This window comes from Amycolatopsis sp. NPDC051372, assembly GCF_040682095.1.
Classification (GTDB): Bacteria; Actinomycetota; Actinomycetes; order Mycobacteriales; family Pseudonocardiaceae; genus Amycolatopsis.
The window spans coordinates 215,288-228,280 of record NZ_JBFBAF010000001.1 but is presented as its reverse complement, the minus strand read 5'-3'; the positions used below and the strand labels follow the sequence as shown (position 1 = coordinate 228,280).

13 protein-coding genes are annotated in these 12,993 nt (G+C 69.4%); 9 read left to right on the top strand and 4 right to left on the bottom strand.

Features of this window, described 5'->3' with window-relative positions; genetic code table 11:
- Positions 1-149 precede the first annotated feature (149 nt).
- The gene (locus AB0M56_RS01055) at positions 150-689 is read right to left on the bottom strand and encodes a YbhB/YbcL family Raf kinase inhibitor-like protein (protein WP_364169509.1); all 540 of its coding nucleotides are present in this window, start codon (positions 687-689) and stop codon (positions 150-152) included.
- Between the two features lie 171 nt (positions 690-860).
- On the opposite strand from AB0M56_RS01055, the gene AB0M56_RS01050 reads away from it, so the two are divergent.
- The 8 genes from AB0M56_RS01050 to AB0M56_RS01015 all read left to right on the top strand — a co-directional run bounded on the left by AB0M56_RS01050 (position 861) and on the right by AB0M56_RS01015 (position 7,652).
- The gene (locus AB0M56_RS01050; protein WP_364169506.1) at positions 861-1,634 is read left to right on the top strand and encodes a DUF4097 family beta strand repeat-containing protein; all 774 of its coding nucleotides are present in this window, start codon (positions 861-863) and stop codon (positions 1,632-1,634) included.
- Positions 1,635-1,662: 28 nt separating this feature from the next.
- Positions 1,663-1,905 carry a hypothetical protein gene (locus AB0M56_RS01045; RefSeq protein WP_364169504.1) on the top strand — a complete coding sequence of 81 codons (243 nt, stop codon included), beginning with the start codon at positions 1,663-1,665 and terminating at the stop codon, positions 1,903-1,905.
- The gene (locus AB0M56_RS01040) at positions 1,902-2,195 is read left to right on the top strand and encodes a hypothetical protein (RefSeq protein WP_364169501.1); all 294 of its coding nucleotides are present in this window, start codon (positions 1,902-1,904) and stop codon (positions 2,193-2,195) included. Before AB0M56_RS01045 ends, AB0M56_RS01040 begins: the two co-directional genes overlap by 4 nt.
- A gap of 393 nt (positions 2,196-2,588) precedes the next feature.
- Positions 2,589-3,263, top strand: coding sequence for an alpha/beta hydrolase (locus AB0M56_RS01035; RefSeq protein WP_364169498.1), 675 nt, complete (start codon positions 2,589-2,591; stop codon positions 3,261-3,263).
- A gap of 185 nt (positions 3,264-3,448) precedes the next feature.
- Positions 3,449-5,311 (top strand): molecular chaperone DnaK, encoded by a 1,863-nt coding sequence (dnaK, locus tag AB0M56_RS01030; protein WP_364169495.1) that lies wholly within the window; start codon positions 3,449-3,451, stop codon positions 5,309-5,311.
- On the top strand, positions 5,308-6,003 hold the full coding sequence (gene grpE, locus AB0M56_RS01025; RefSeq protein ID WP_364169492.1) for a nucleotide exchange factor GrpE: 696 nt from the start codon (positions 5,308-5,310) through the stop codon (positions 6,001-6,003). Before dnaK ends, grpE begins: the two co-directional genes overlap by 4 nt.
- Positions 6,004-6,036: 33 nt before the next feature.
- Positions 6,037-7,212: a molecular chaperone DnaJ gene (gene dnaJ / locus AB0M56_RS01020; RefSeq protein ID WP_364169490.1), complete on the top strand. Its 1,176-nt coding sequence runs from the start codon at positions 6,037-6,039 to the stop codon at positions 7,210-7,212.
- 5 nt (positions 7,213-7,217) lie between these two features.
- Positions 7,218-7,652, top strand: coding sequence for a helix-turn-helix transcriptional regulator (locus AB0M56_RS01015; protein WP_220245238.1), 435 nt, complete (start codon positions 7,218-7,220; stop codon positions 7,650-7,652).
- 1,154 nt (positions 7,653-8,806) lie between these two features.
- On the opposite strand, the gene AB0M56_RS01010 is transcribed toward AB0M56_RS01015, so the two are convergent.
- From AB0M56_RS01010 to AB0M56_RS01000, 3 genes are all read right to left on the bottom strand, one after another.
- Complete coding sequence (locus AB0M56_RS01010) at positions 8,807-9,514, bottom strand: dienelactone hydrolase family protein (RefSeq protein WP_364169487.1); 708 nt, start codon at positions 9,512-9,514, stop codon at positions 8,807-8,809.
- Between the two features lie 11 nt (positions 9,515-9,525).
- Complete coding sequence (locus AB0M56_RS01005) at positions 9,526-10,698, bottom strand: globin domain-containing protein (RefSeq protein WP_364169484.1); 1,173 nt, start codon at positions 10,696-10,698, stop codon at positions 9,526-9,528.
- A gap of 252 nt (positions 10,699-10,950) precedes the next feature.
- Complete coding sequence (locus AB0M56_RS01000; protein WP_220245241.1) at positions 10,951-12,126, bottom strand: globin domain-containing protein; 1,176 nt, start codon at positions 12,124-12,126, stop codon at positions 10,951-10,953.
- A 374-nt stretch (positions 12,127-12,500) separates the two neighbouring features.
- On the opposite strand from AB0M56_RS01000, the gene AB0M56_RS00995 reads away from it, so the two are divergent.
- On the top strand, positions 12,501-12,986 hold the full coding sequence (locus AB0M56_RS00995) for a MarR family winged helix-turn-helix transcriptional regulator (protein WP_364169481.1): 486 nt from the start codon (positions 12,501-12,503) through the stop codon (positions 12,984-12,986).
- The last annotated feature ends 7 nt before the right edge of the window (positions 12,987-12,993 follow it).

The window sequence follows — 12,993 nt, the reverse complement described above, 5'->3', positions numbered from 1 at the left end:
TCCCTTGCGCTACGAGGTACGTGCTGATGTGCAGCTTCCGATCGTCTTCCCCGGCGAGGGAGCGGGTCAACGGCAGTGATTCCACCTGTCGGAAAAACACCACAGGGCCACCGCGAGCGAACCCGCGGTGGCCCTGCTATCGGTGAAACTCAGCCCTTGTTCTCGTAGACCGCCGTGATCGTGGCGCGAGCCAGGGTGTGGCCGAACAGGTTGAAGCCGAGGAACGCGGGCGTGGCGTCGCCGTCGATCTCCAGGGAGTCGACGTCGAGCGCGTGCACCACGAAGTAGTAGCGGTGCGGGCCGTGCCCGGGCGGCGGGGCGGCGCCGAGGAACTGCTTCACGCCGCCGTCACCCTTCAGAGTGACAGCGCCCTCGGGCAGGCCGGAGCCGTTCGCGTCGCCGGCGTTGGCGGCCAGCTCGGTGACCGACGCGGGGACGTTGAACACGGCCCAGTGCCAGAAACCGCTCGCGGTCGGGGCGTCGGGGTCGTACACCGTGACCGCGAAGCTGCGCGTGCCCTCGGGGAAGCCCTCCCACGACAGCTGCGGCGACCGGTCTTCGCCACCGGCGCCGAAGATGCCGGACAGGTGCGGCGTCGCGAGCGTCTCGCCCTCGGCGATGTCCGTGCTGCGCAGCGTGAACGACGGCACGGACGGCAGGAAATCGTAGGGATTGGGCGATTGAGGCATCAATCCTCCTGAACGCGTTGATCTTGGAAGTCCAGTCGGCTCCAGGCTATGACCCTGACCCGGACCCCGGCACCTCAGGGATGTTTCGGGGGGTTTACCGGATGTCGCGGCACCCGTGCCCCTCCTACCGTTTGCGGAAGACGGATGAGCGGTACTGAGGGGACGGACACCATGGCACGCCCGCTTCTGGCACTGGGTGGCGTAGTTCTGATCGGCGTGGGAGTGGCCATCGCGCTCGGCTGGGGGCTGGGCAGCACGGTGGAGCGCAGCGCGACGGTCTCGCAGCAGATCCGCGGCGTGAAGCTCGACGCGAACTCCGGCGACATCCGGATCCGCACCGGTTCCGGCCCCATCTCCGTGCACCAGAAGCTGCACTACAACTTCCGCGGCGAGCCGGGTGACGCCTTCCGGGTGGAGGGCGACCAGCTCGTGCTCGGCGACTGCGGCCGCAACTGCACCGCCGACTTCGACGTCGTCGTGCCGGCCGGGCTGCCCGTCACGGGCCAGTCCGACTCGGGTTCGCTGGACGTGACGGGCGTCGCGAGTGTCGACGTCACCGCCGACTCCGGCCACGCGCGCGTGGCGGACGTCGCGGGGCTGGTGAACCTGCGCCTCGACAGCGGTTCGATCGACCTGCAGAACGTCGGGCCGGTGCAGCTGCACAGCGAGTCCGGCCATGTGAAGGCCGACGGAGTGCGCGGGCCGGTCGACGTCTCCGCCGACAGCGGCAGCGTCGAGCTGGCCCTGACCACGCCCAACGACGTGAAGGTGCACGCCGACTCCGGCAGCGTCGACGTGCGGGTCCCGGACGGGTCGTACCGGGTGATCGGGGACACCGACAGCGGGCACCGGACCGTGCAGATCCCCACGTCGAACAACGCCGGCGAGACGAAGACGCTCGACCTCAACACCTCCAGCGGCAGCGTCACCGTCAAGGCCGCCTGAACCACCACACTTTCGGGGGAACATTCACATGCGCAAGATCGAGAACCGGGTGCTGGCGGCCGTGCTGGCCGGGGCCGTGGGGGCGTTCGTCGTGACGGCGAGCCTGGGCCTGGCAGCCAAGCCCGAGGCGTCGACGCCGGCACCCACGCCCGTCGCGGTGGTCCAGGTGACGGCGCCGGCCGGTGACGTGCGGCTGGCGGAGACGGTGATCGTGCGGGACGAGGGGTCCCACCGCGCTCTTCGGCCGGTGGCCGCGGCTCGTCCGGCATGAAGCTGATCGCTGCCGCTGTCCTGCTCTTCCTGCCGCTGCTCGCGGTGCCGGCTTCGGCGTCGACCACGTGGACGCCGTGCCCGACCTCGCAGGAACCGACCGCCGAGTGCGGGTTCGTCGACGTGCCGATCGGCTCCGGCTCCGGCTCGGGAACGGCGCGGCTCGGTGTGGTGCGGCTGCCGGCCACCGACCCGGCGCACCGGATCGGCTCGCTGCTGATCAAGCCGGGCAGGCCCGGCGGATCGGCGGCGGTGGTGGCGCACGCGTCGCAGACCGCGGTCGGGGCATAGCAGTGGTGCAGGCACAGCAGCCTCAAAACACGAGTGGCTCGCGCGGCTCGGCGGCGCCGTCTGCTCTCGCCACGAGGTCGTTTTCGAGCACCGCCTGCGAGACTCACAGCCCCCTCCCTCCCTTGGGGGGCGTGCCCATGTCCATTTTATCCGCCACCGCCGACAAAATTGGGCACAGCGAGCCTGACAGGGGTAGTTGTCCACAACCCGACCAGGTGAGATCCGATCGGGCTCGGCGAACGAACCCGCCCACAGGTATCTACTCCTGCGCTGACAACCACTTCCATGGCCAAGCCGCGCACCTGGCGGATCGAGGCCGAGTGCGGTGCGCTCGACCACGTCGGTCGGCGCGGCAGTCGATGTTGGAAGAGGCGGCAGCGACGGAGGACTCGCTTGTGCGGTTCGCGTCGTGGTGTTCGGGTCGACGACTGCGCGCTTCACGGCCAGGACGTGCTGGCCCGCTACGACGACCTGCTCGCCCACGGAGTCTGGTCCAGCGGCCTCGGGTGCGCGGCCACCGGCGAAGAGCCGGCTTCGGGTGTCTACGGCTACCTCTACATAAGGGACCAGTGGCCCGAGCTCGGCCGCGCGCTGGCCGCCGCGAGCACGGACGCCGCCCAGCTGACCTCGGCGGCGCAGTTCTTCTCCCCGAGCTACGGCATGTACCGGGCCATCGGCTGCCAGGACTTCCCGTCGCCCTTCACCGGCGTCGCGGACCTGCGCGCGACGGCTGCCGTGGTCAAGACGGTCGCCCCGCACAGCTGGCGCTACTCGGAGTGGTGGGACTTCGCGAGCGGGTGCGCGGGCTGGCCGCTGCCGGCTCGGAACCCGCCGCACCCCGAGCGGGTGCACGGCGCTCCACCGATCCTCGTCGTCGGCGGTGCCCACGACCCGGCGACGCCGCTGGCGTGGGCCAGGGGGCTCGCGGCGGACGTCGAGAACTCGGTGCTGCTGACGCGCCTCGACGACGGCCACACCGGCCTGCTGAACTCCGCGTGCGCGCGAGCGGCGGAGACGAAGTACCTGGTGAGCGGCCTCACACCCCCTCGCGGCACGATCTGCCGGTGAGCCCGGGAACAAGAGCCACTACCCCGTCGTTAGGCTGATACGAAGGTTGAGTGCAGCTGACTCAAGTCTGGCTTGACGAAGCTCGCGGGAGACCGATAGAACTTGCCAGGGGTCCGCTCAAGGCGGACCCGAAACGTGCAGGTCACGAACATAGCAGTAGAGCTGCCAACACAGGAGGAAGCACCATGGCGCGAGCGGTCGGCATCGACCTCGGCACGACCAACTCGGTCGTAGCCGTCCTTGAGGGCGGCGAGCCGACGGTCATCGCCAACTCGGAAGGCTCCCGGACCACCCCGTCCATCGTCGCGTTCGCCAAGAACGGTGAAGTGCTCACCGGTCAGTCGGCGAAGAACCAGGCCGTCACGAACGTCGACCGCACCATCCGGTCCGTCAAGCGGCACATCGGTACCGACTGGAACACCGAGATCGACGGCAAGAACTACACGCCGCAGGAGATCAGCGCGCGCGTGCTGATGAAGCTGAAGCGCGACGCCGAGTCGTACCTGGGCGAGGAGATCACCGACGCGGTGATCACCGTGCCGGCGTACTTCGAGGACGCCCAGCGGCAGGCCACCAAGGAGGCCGGGCAGATCGCCGGCCTGAACGTGCTCCGCATCGTCAACGAGCCGACCGCCGCCGCGCTGGCGTACGGCCTGGACAAGGGCGAGAAGGAACAGACCATCCTGGTCTTCGACCTCGGTGGCGGTACGTTCGACGTGTCGCTGCTGGAGATCGGCGAGGGTGTCGTCGAGGTGCGTGCGACTTCCGGTGACAACCACCTCGGTGGTGACGACTGGGACGAGCGCATCGTCAAGTGGCTGGTCGACAAGTTCAAGGCCTCCAACGGCATCGACCTGACCAAGGACAAGATGGCCCTGCAGCGCATCCGCGAGGCGGCCGAGAAGGCGAAGATCGAGCTGTCGAGCTCCAACTCCGCCGGCATCAACCTGCCCTACATCACGGTCGACGCGGACAAGAACCCGCTGTTCCTCGACGAGCAGCTCTCGCGCGCCGAGTTCCAGAAGATCACCGCGGACCTGCTCGAGCGCACCCGCAACCCGTTCAACAACGTGATCCGCGACGCGGGCATCGCCGTCGGCGACATCGACCACGTCGTGCTCGTGGGTGGTTCTACCCGCATGCCGGCCGTGTCGGACCTGGTCAAGGAGCTGACCGGCGGGCGCGAGCCGAACAAGGGCGTGAACCCGGACGAGGTCGTGGCCGTGGGTGCCGCGCTGCAGGCCGGTGTGCTCAAGGGTGAGGTCAAGGACGTCCTGCTGCTGGACGTGACCCCGCTTTCGCTGGGCATCGAGACCAAGGGTGGCGTGTTCACCAAGCTCATCGAGCGCAACACCACGATCCCGACCAAGCGTTCGGAGATCTTCTCCACCGCGGACGACAACCAGCCGTCGGTGCAGATCCAGGTGTTCCAGGGTGAGCGCGAGATCGCGGCGCACAACAAGAAGCTCGGCATGTTCGAGCTGACCGGTCTTCCGCCGGCCCCGCGTGGCGTGCCGCAGATCGAGGTCACCTTCGACATCGACGCCAACGGCATCGTGCACGTGACCGCGAAGGACCTGGGCACGAACAAGGAGCAGTCGATGACGATCACCGGTGGCTCCGCGCTGCCGAAGGACGACATCGACCGCATGGTCAAGGACGCCGAGGCCCACGCCGAGGAAGACAAGAAGCGCCGCGAGGAAGCGGAGACCCGCAACCAGGCGGAGACTCTCGTCTACCAGACCGAGAAGTTCGTCAAGGACAACGAGGACAAGCTGCCCGAGGAGCTCAAGGGCAAGGTCAAGACCGCCATCGACGAGGCCAACGAGGCGCTCAAGGGCACCGACTCGGCCAAGATCCGCGAGTCCATCGAGAAGCTGAACACGGCTTCGCAGGAGCTGGGCACCGCGCTCTACGCCAACCAGGGTGCGAACGCCGGTGCCGACGGTGCCGCTCCGGGTGCCGACGCCGGTTCCGCCGGTGGGGCGCAGGACAAGGCCGATGACGTGGTCGACGCCGAGATCGTGGAAGAGGACGAGAAGAAGTGACCCCACGACACTCCGAAGCCGAGGGCCGGGGCCCCGAGGAACCGGTGGTCGTGCGTGACCGGCGGCGGGTCGACCCGCAGACCGGTGAGGTTCGTCCTCCTGCCCCGGAAGAAGTTCAGGTCGACGAGGCGCCCGCGCACCACGCGGGCCCCTCGCTCGGCGACTCGGTGGACGACGCGGTCACGGTCGCGTCCGACGTCGAGAAGCAGCTGGCCGAGCGCACGGCCGACCTGCAGCGCCTGCAGGCGGAGTACGCCAACTACCGCAAGCGCGTGGACCGCGACCGCGAGGCCGTGGTGCTGGGCGCCAAGGCGTCGGTGGTCGGCGAGCTGCTCCCTCTGCTCGACGACCTCGAGCGAGCGGAGCAGCACGGTGACCTCACCGGTGCGTTCAAGGCGGTCGGCGACAAGCTGGTGAGCGGCTTGCAGCGCGCCGGTCTCGAGTCGTTCGGCGCGGAGGGCGAACCCTTCGACCCGAGCGTGCACGAGGCCGTGCAGCACAACACCTCGCCGGACGTGGCTGGTCCGACGGTCACCGTGGTCATGCGCCGCGGTTACCGCTTCGGCGACCGGGTCCTGCGGGCGGCGCTGGTCGGGGTCACCGACCACGAGCCGGCCGCGGCACCGGTCGACCCGCCCGTCGGCGGCGAGCTGCCGCTGGACGGGTCGATCGATGAGCCGAACCAGCAGTAACAACCGTTTCGTAGCGAAAGGAGGAGGCACCCGATGAGTGCTCGGGAGTGGATGGGCAAGGACTTCTACAAAGAGCTGGGTGTCTCCTCCGACGCCACTGCGGACGAGATCAAGAAGGCGTATCGCAAGCTGGCCAAGGAGAACCACCCGGACGCCAACTCGGGCAACACCACGGCCGAGAACAAGTTCAAGGCCGTGTCCGAGGCGTACGGCGTGCTGTCCGACCCGGCCAAGCGCAAGGAGTACGACGAGGCCCAGCGCCTTTTCGGCTCCGGTGGTTTCGGCGGGTTCCCGGGTGGCGCCGGCGGTACGGGCAGCTTCGACATGGGCGACATCTTCGGCCAGGCCGGCGCTGCCCAGCAGGGCGGTTTCGGCGGGCTCGGCGACATCCTGGGCGGCATTTTCGGCCGTCAGGGCCGGGCCGGCGGGGCCGCGTCGGCCAACCGGCCGCAGCGCGGCGCCGACGTCGAGACCGACGTGCGGATCGACTTCACCGAGGCGGTCAAGGGCGCGACCCTGCCGCTGCGGCTGTCGAGCCCCGCGACGTGTTCGACGTGTGGCGGCAACGGCGCGAAGCCGGGCACGTCGCCGCGCCAGTGCCCGACGTGTGGCGGTTCGGGTCTCGTCAGCCGCAGCCAGGGTGCGTTCGCGTTCTCCGAGCCGTGCCGCGACTGCCGCGGCCGCGGCCAGATCATCGACGACCCGTGCCCGGAGTGCCGCGGCGAAGGCATCAGCACCCGCACCCGCACGCTGACCGTGCGCATCCCGCCGGGCGTCGACGACGACCAGCGGATCCGGTTGGCGGGCCAGGGCGAACCCGGCCGCGGTGGCGCGCAGGCCGGTGACCTGTACGTGCGCGTGCACGTGGCACCGCACAAGCTGTTCGGGCGCAAGGACCTCGACCTGACCCTGACCGTGCCGGTCGACTTCACCGAGCTCGCGCTGGGCACCACGATCACGGTGCCGACGCTCGAGGGCAAGGTGTCGTTGAAGGTGCCCGCGGGTACCGCGAGTGGCCGAGTGTTGCGTGTGCGCGGGAAGGGCATTCAGAAGCGGGACGGTTCGCAGGGTGATCTGCTCGTGACCCTGCAGCCGTCGGTCCCCGCCAAGCTGGACGACAAGGCGCGCGAGGCCCTCGAGGCCTACGCGGAGGCGATGAAGGGCCACGACCCGCGGCCTGAGGTGACCGAGCTGCTCGAAGGCAGGTGAGGGTGATGTTCGGCGGAATCCCGGGACTCCCGCACGGCGCGGACGAGGACACCCCCGTGTTCGTGATCTCCGTGGCAGCCCAGCTCTCGGGCCTCCACGCGCAAACCCTGCGCTCCTACGACCGCCAGGGCCTGGTCTCCCCGGGCCGCACCTCCGGCGGCGGCCGGCGCTACTCCATGCGCGACATCGCCCTCCTGCGCGAGGTCCAGCGCCTCTCGCAGGAGGACGGGGTCAACCTGGCGGGCGTCAAGCGGATCATCGAGCTGGAAAACCAGGTCGACGCCCTGCGGGCGCGGGTGCACGAGCTGACCGAGGAGCTGGCGTCCGCGTACGCCGCCGCCGAACAAGCCGCCGCGGCGGTGCACGCTTCGTACCGGAAGGACCTGGTGCCGATGAGGCAGCAGACGTCTTTGGTGGTGTGGAAGCCGAAGCGCCGCTGAGGTTTTTGTGGGACAGCCCCTTTGTCACCGGGTTCGGTGGTGGAGGGGCTGTTTCGCGTCTGGGCGCGGTTGCGCGGGTGGCCGCGGTTGCGCGCGGTCCTCTCGTTTCGGTCCGCGACCGGTCCCTTCGCGCGCTGACAGCGGCGCGAGTGGCCCTTTCGCTCCCAGGCGGGCCTGCGAGTGGTCCATTCGCGCCGTGGCAGGTACGCGACTGGACCTCTCGCGCCGCAGTGCTCGGCACGAGGGGACCCTTCGCACCCTGCCGGCGATGCAGGAGGTCCCATCGCCCGCCGTGTGCGGCGCGAGCGGTTCCCTCGCACTCTCCCGGCGGCGCAAGCGGTCCCACCGCGCGCCATCTGCGGCGCGAGCGGTCCCTCGCCACCACCGCACCGCTCGGCACGAGGGAACCCTTCGCGCCCCGCCGGCGACGCAGGCGGCCCCATCGCCCGCCGTGTGCGGCGCGAGCGGTCCCCTCGCGCTCTTCCGGCGGTGCAAACGGTCCCCTCGCCACCGCCGCACTGCCCGGCACGAGCGGTCCCCTCGCACTCTTCCGGCGGTGCAAACGGTCCCCTCGCCACCGCCGCACTACTCGGCACAGCGGTCCCCTCGCACTCTTCCGGCGGCGCAGGCGGCCCCATCGCCCGCCATCTGCGGCGCGCGCGGTCCCCTCGCCACCACCGCACTGCTCGGCAAGCGCGGACCCTTCGCACCCTGCCGGCGGCGCAGGCGGTCCCATCGCCCGCCATCTGCGGCGCAAGCGGACCTCTCGCCACGGGGTGCGGATGCGAGTGGACCGTTGGCGCCAGTTGAAGGTCTGCGATTGGTCCCGTCGCGCCGTGTGGAGGCGGGCGGGTTCTGCTGAAGCGCGCGAGTGGACCGGTTCATACCCCGCGAGCCTGCGCGAGGGGACCTTTCGCTCCGGTGCCGTGGTTGCGAGCGGTCCCTTCGCGTTGATCCGCGGCCGGCCCTTTCGAGCTCTGTCGGCGGTGCAGGGAGGTCCCGTCGCACACCGTCTGCGGCGCGAGCGGTCCCCTGGCCGCGGGGCGCGGACGCGACTGGGCCATTGGCGCCCGTCAACCGTGCGCGAGTGGTCCATTCGCGTCGAGTTCGCGGCCGCGTGGGGACCTTTCGTGCAGCAATGAAGCCAGGCAGCGTCAGGCTTCCGACGGCGGTTTCAGGTACTCCCCGAAGAACGTCATCACGCGTTGCCAAGCGTCGCGGTCCGAAGGTTCGTGGTACCCGAACCCCACCACCTTCGCGAAGGCCGCCACCGGGGCTGGGCCCATCTTGTTCGCGAAGCTGTGCCCCGCGTCGGGGTATTCCTTCACGTCGTGCGGCACGTTGCGTTCCGTCAGGGCCGTCGAGAGCTTCGCGGCCGCGCCGCGCAGCGAGGGGTCTCGGCGGCCGAAGCTCGCCACCACCGGGCAAGCATCGTCCAAAACGGACAAATCCTTCGGCAGCTGGCCGTAGTACGGCGCCGAAACGTCGAACGACCGTGAAGCCGCCACCAGCGCGAAGCCGCCGCCCAGGCAATAGCCGGCGATGCCGACCTTTCCGGAGCAGTCGTCCCGCGAAGACACCAGCACGCGCGCTGCCTCGATGTCGTCGAAGGCGCGGCCGCTACGCGCGAACATGTCCTTGAAGACCTGCCGCACGCAGCGGAACATGCCGCCGCGCGAATACAGGTTCGGGCTGAGCGCCAGGTAACCCGCCGCGGCGAAGCGGTCGGTGATGTTGCGCGCGTCCTTGGTCAGGCCGATGGCGTCGTGGATGATCACGACGGCGGGGAAGGGGCCGGGGCCGGCCGGTGTTGCCAGGTAGCCGTCGATGTCGCCGGCCGGGGTGGGGATCGTGATCTCCATGGACCAGCACATTAGTCCAAGGTGAACGGGTCATACCGGATTCGCTCGAGGTCCACTCCCGCGGCCAGCAGTTTCGCGATCGTGCCGCGGATCATGTCCGGTGAGCCCGCCACCAGCACCTCGCGGTCCTTCCAGGCGCCACGCTGCGTCACCGCCGTGGCCAGCGTCCCCCGGTCGCCGCCGGGGACGGCGCCCTGTTCGGTGACGGGGGTGACGGTGAGCCACGGCGATGTGACGGCCAGGCGGCGCAGCTCGTCGAGCGCGTACAGATCGCCGGGCTTGCGGCCGCCGAAGAAGAGGTGGACGGGCGGGTTGCGCTTCCAGCGGGACAAGTCGTCGAGGATCGCCATCAGCGGCGCGACGCCGGTGCCGCCCGCGATCATCAGCAGCGGCCGCTGGTCGGCGGTCGGCACGACGGACAGCGCGCCCAATGAAGGTCCCAGCCGCCAGACGTCGCCGGCGTGCGTGTGGTTCACGATCGCCCGCGAGACCCACCCGCCGGCGACCGCGCGCACGTGGAAGGTGAGCAGGCCGTCGTCGCGCGGCGCCGTCGCCATGGACAGGTACCGCCACAGCCGCGGCCGCTGCGGCACCTCGACGCTCACGTAGCCGCCGGAGCGGTACGGCAGCAGCTGCTCCGTACGCACGCGCACCAGGGCGACGTCAGCCGAGAGTTTCCGGTGCTCCAGCACCGTGCCGCTCCACGACGCGGGCCCCGTCTCCTGCGCCGCGGCTTTGCGCATCGTCTCGGAGATCAACTGGTACGCCGACGTCCACGCCGTTTCCACCTCGGGCGTCCACCCTTTGCCGAGAAACCGTTTCATCGCGCTGATCAACGCGGTTCCGACGGCGTCGTAGTGACGCGTCACCACGTCGAACTTCCGGTGGTCGCGGCCCAGTTGACCGAGGAACGTGGTGAGTTCGTCAGGTCTGTCCACCATCTGCACCACGTACACGAGCGCCCGCAACAATCTGCTCCGCTGTGTGGTCATCGTCACCGGGAACAGATCTCGGGCATCCGGCGCGACCACGAACAGCGCCCCGTAGAAGTACTGCGCCAGCTCCTCGGCCTTCGGTTCCACCAGTGCGAAACTCTCGCGGATCACCCGCGCCGTCTCGGAACCGGGCAGTGGTCTGCGTACCGCGGCGGGAGCAAGATCGATCTTCACGGATTCAGCACTCATCGGGAACGGTTTTCTCCAGTCATGCCAAGCGGTTTCAGTGTTCACGCGGCTTTGCGTACGCGTGCCGCCCCCGAGGAATCCCGACTGTAGGCGCCACTGGAGAAAAACGGGTGTAGTTAACGCCGTTCCCGCTCGAACGGAGCAATTCTCAACACTGCTGGTAAACCCGATCTGGCGCTCTGTAAAAAGGATCTTCGGCGGTTTCCCTTGGCAGAGAACGCTTTTCGTGGGCCGATAACCGCCCACCGCGGATCAGTCGATGGTGAACGGGTCGTACTGGATCTGGCCCAGCACGCTGCCGGCGACCAACATGCGGGAAACCGTCGCGCGAATCATCGAGGGAGAACCCGACACGAGGATGTCGTGGTCGGGCCAAGCTCCGTACCGCGTAACCGCTTCCGCCAAGGTCCCCTGCTCGCAACCGGGCAGATGGTCGCCGCGTTCGACGACCGGGACCACGGTCAGCCACGGGTTCGTGGACGACAGCGCGCGCAGCTCCTCGAGGTCGTAGAGGTCCTCCCGCGCCGGCCCGCCGTAGAACAGCCGCGTCTTGGGGTTCTCGCCCCACATCGCCAGGTGGTCGAGAATGGAGCGCAACGGCGCGACACCGGTTCCGCCCGCGACCATCACGACACCGCGGGACCGTTCGCGGTCCACGGCCATACGCCCCAGCGGCGGGCCGAGCCGCCAGACATCCCCGGGCTGCGTGTGGCTCACGATCGCGCGCGAGACCCAGCCACCGTCGACGGCGCGCACGTGGAACTCGATGCCGCCGTCCTCTCGCGGCGCATTGGCCGGCGAGAGGTAGCGCCACAGCCGAGGCCGCTGCGGCACCTCCACGCTCATGTACTGCCCCGGCAGGTACGGCACGGGCTGCTCGGGCAGCAGCCGCACCAGCGCCAGGTCCCACGTCAACCGCCGGTGCTCGACCACGGTCGCGTGCCACGATGCCGGGTTCACGTCGGCGGCCGCGGCCTCCTGCATCGCGCGCGCGACGATCGTGAACGCCTCGGCCCACGCCCGCTCCACCGGCGCGGTCCACTGAGGTCCGAGGTGGTTCTTCAACGCGGCCAGCAGCGCCGTGCCCACGGCCTCGTAATGCCGCGGGATCACGCCGAACTTGCGGTGGTCGCGCCCGAGCTGGCGCAGGAACGGCACGAGGTCGTCGGGCCGGTCCACCATCTGCACGATGTGCACCAGAGCGCGCACGAGCCGCCCGCGCTGCACCTCCATGTTGATGGGGAAGAAGTCGCGCGTGACCGGGGCGAGCGTGAACAGCATCCCGTAGAAGAACTGCGAGATCTCCGGGATGAAGGGCTCGGACATCGCCCACGTGTCACGGATCAGCCGCACCATCGCGGCCACGGCGGCAGGCGTCTCGCGCGGCGCCGCCGAGCGGGGGATCGGGCTGATCGAATCGGCTGTCATCGAGTGTCGTTCGCAGGTCGGGGGCGGTTCGGGGACTCAGGCGGAGCGATCACGGGCGAGTGGCGGGCCTGTGGCGGCACTCCGGCTCGGGCCGGCCTCTGCGGTCGGTGCCGAGGGAATTCACCACTGTCCCACCTCGTTCCCCTCAATAGTCTTCAGGACGTTGTCGTTGCGTCCCCTGACTGCGGCTCGTCCGCAGAGTAGCCGCCCTGCGGCCCTTTGCCAGCAACGTTGCTCCGGTCGGGTTACCGGCAGGTTGACGGGCGTGGGGCAAGTCACCGAATAGATAGTTGCCCTACGCAACCATCAACAATAAACTTGTATGGCACAACCAAGTGGGCGCTCGAACAGTGTCCGGCCCGGGAGGAAAGCCCATGAGCTCTGCCGACGACGTCAGGGTCGAACTGATGCGCGAGCTCCGGTCCGCTTCACAGCTGCAGCACCTGTGGATCATGCAGGCCTGGGAAGCCGAACCCGGCCTCCACCCGGCCGCCGGGATGCTGCTGTCGGACCTCGCGAAGCACGGTGAAGCCCGGCCCTCCGAGCTGGCCAAGCGCAAGCTCGTGGACCTCTCGGTGGTCAGCCGCCAGATCTCGCAGCTGCAGGCCGCCGGCCTGGTCGACCGCCGCCCCGCCCCGGAGGACGGGCGCGCGTCGCTGATCAGCATCTCCGAGAAGGGCCTCGCCGAGGTCGAGAAGTGGCGGGATCGCTACATCGCGTTCTTCGAGAAGGCCCTCGGTGGTTGGGACGAGGAGCGGATCGCCGACCTGACGACCCGGCTCGCGGAATTGAACGACGGTCTTCGCACCGTGCTCGGGCCCCCCGAGTGCGCCGCGGACCAAGCGGAAGTCGGGAAGTGACCAAACG

Bases quoted from the DNA above. Each gene is read 5' to 3' on its own strand.
- dnaK (WP_364169495.1), top strand. From the start codon at position 3,449: ATGGCGCGAGCGGTCGGCATCGACCTCGGCACGACCAACTCGGTCGTA.
- AB0M56_RS01055 (WP_364169509.1), bottom strand. From the start codon at position 689: ATGCCTCAATCGCCCAATCCCTACGATTTCCTGCCGTCCGTGCCGTCG.
- AB0M56_RS01040 (WP_364169501.1), top strand. From the start codon at position 1,902: ATGAAGCTGATCGCTGCCGCTGTCCTGCTCTTCCTGCCGCTGCTCGCG.
- AB0M56_RS01010 (WP_364169487.1), bottom strand. From the start codon at position 9,514: ATGGAGATCACGATCCCCACCCCGGCCGGCGACATCGACGGCTACCTG.
- AB0M56_RS00995 (WP_364169481.1), top strand. From the start codon at position 12,501: ATGAGCTCTGCCGACGACGTCAGGGTCGAACTGATGCGCGAGCTCCGG.
- dnaJ (WP_364169490.1), top strand. From the start codon at position 6,037: ATGAGTGCTCGGGAGTGGATGGGCAAGGACTTCTACAAAGAGCTGGGT.
- AB0M56_RS01050 (WP_364169506.1), top strand. From the start codon at position 861: ATGGCACGCCCGCTTCTGGCACTGGGTGGCGTAGTTCTGATCGGCGTG.
- AB0M56_RS01015 (WP_220245238.1), top strand. From the start codon at position 7,218: ATGTTCGGCGGAATCCCGGGACTCCCGCACGGCGCGGACGAGGACACC.
- AB0M56_RS01005 (WP_364169484.1), bottom strand. From the start codon at position 10,698: ATGAGTGCTGAATCCGTGAAGATCGATCTTGCTCCCGCCGCGGTACGC.
- AB0M56_RS01000 (WP_220245241.1), bottom strand. From the start codon at position 12,126: ATGACAGCCGATTCGATCAGCCCGATCCCCCGCTCGGCGGCGCCGCGC.
- AB0M56_RS01045 (WP_364169504.1), top strand. From the start codon at position 1,663: ATGCGCAAGATCGAGAACCGGGTGCTGGCGGCCGTGCTGGCCGGGGCC.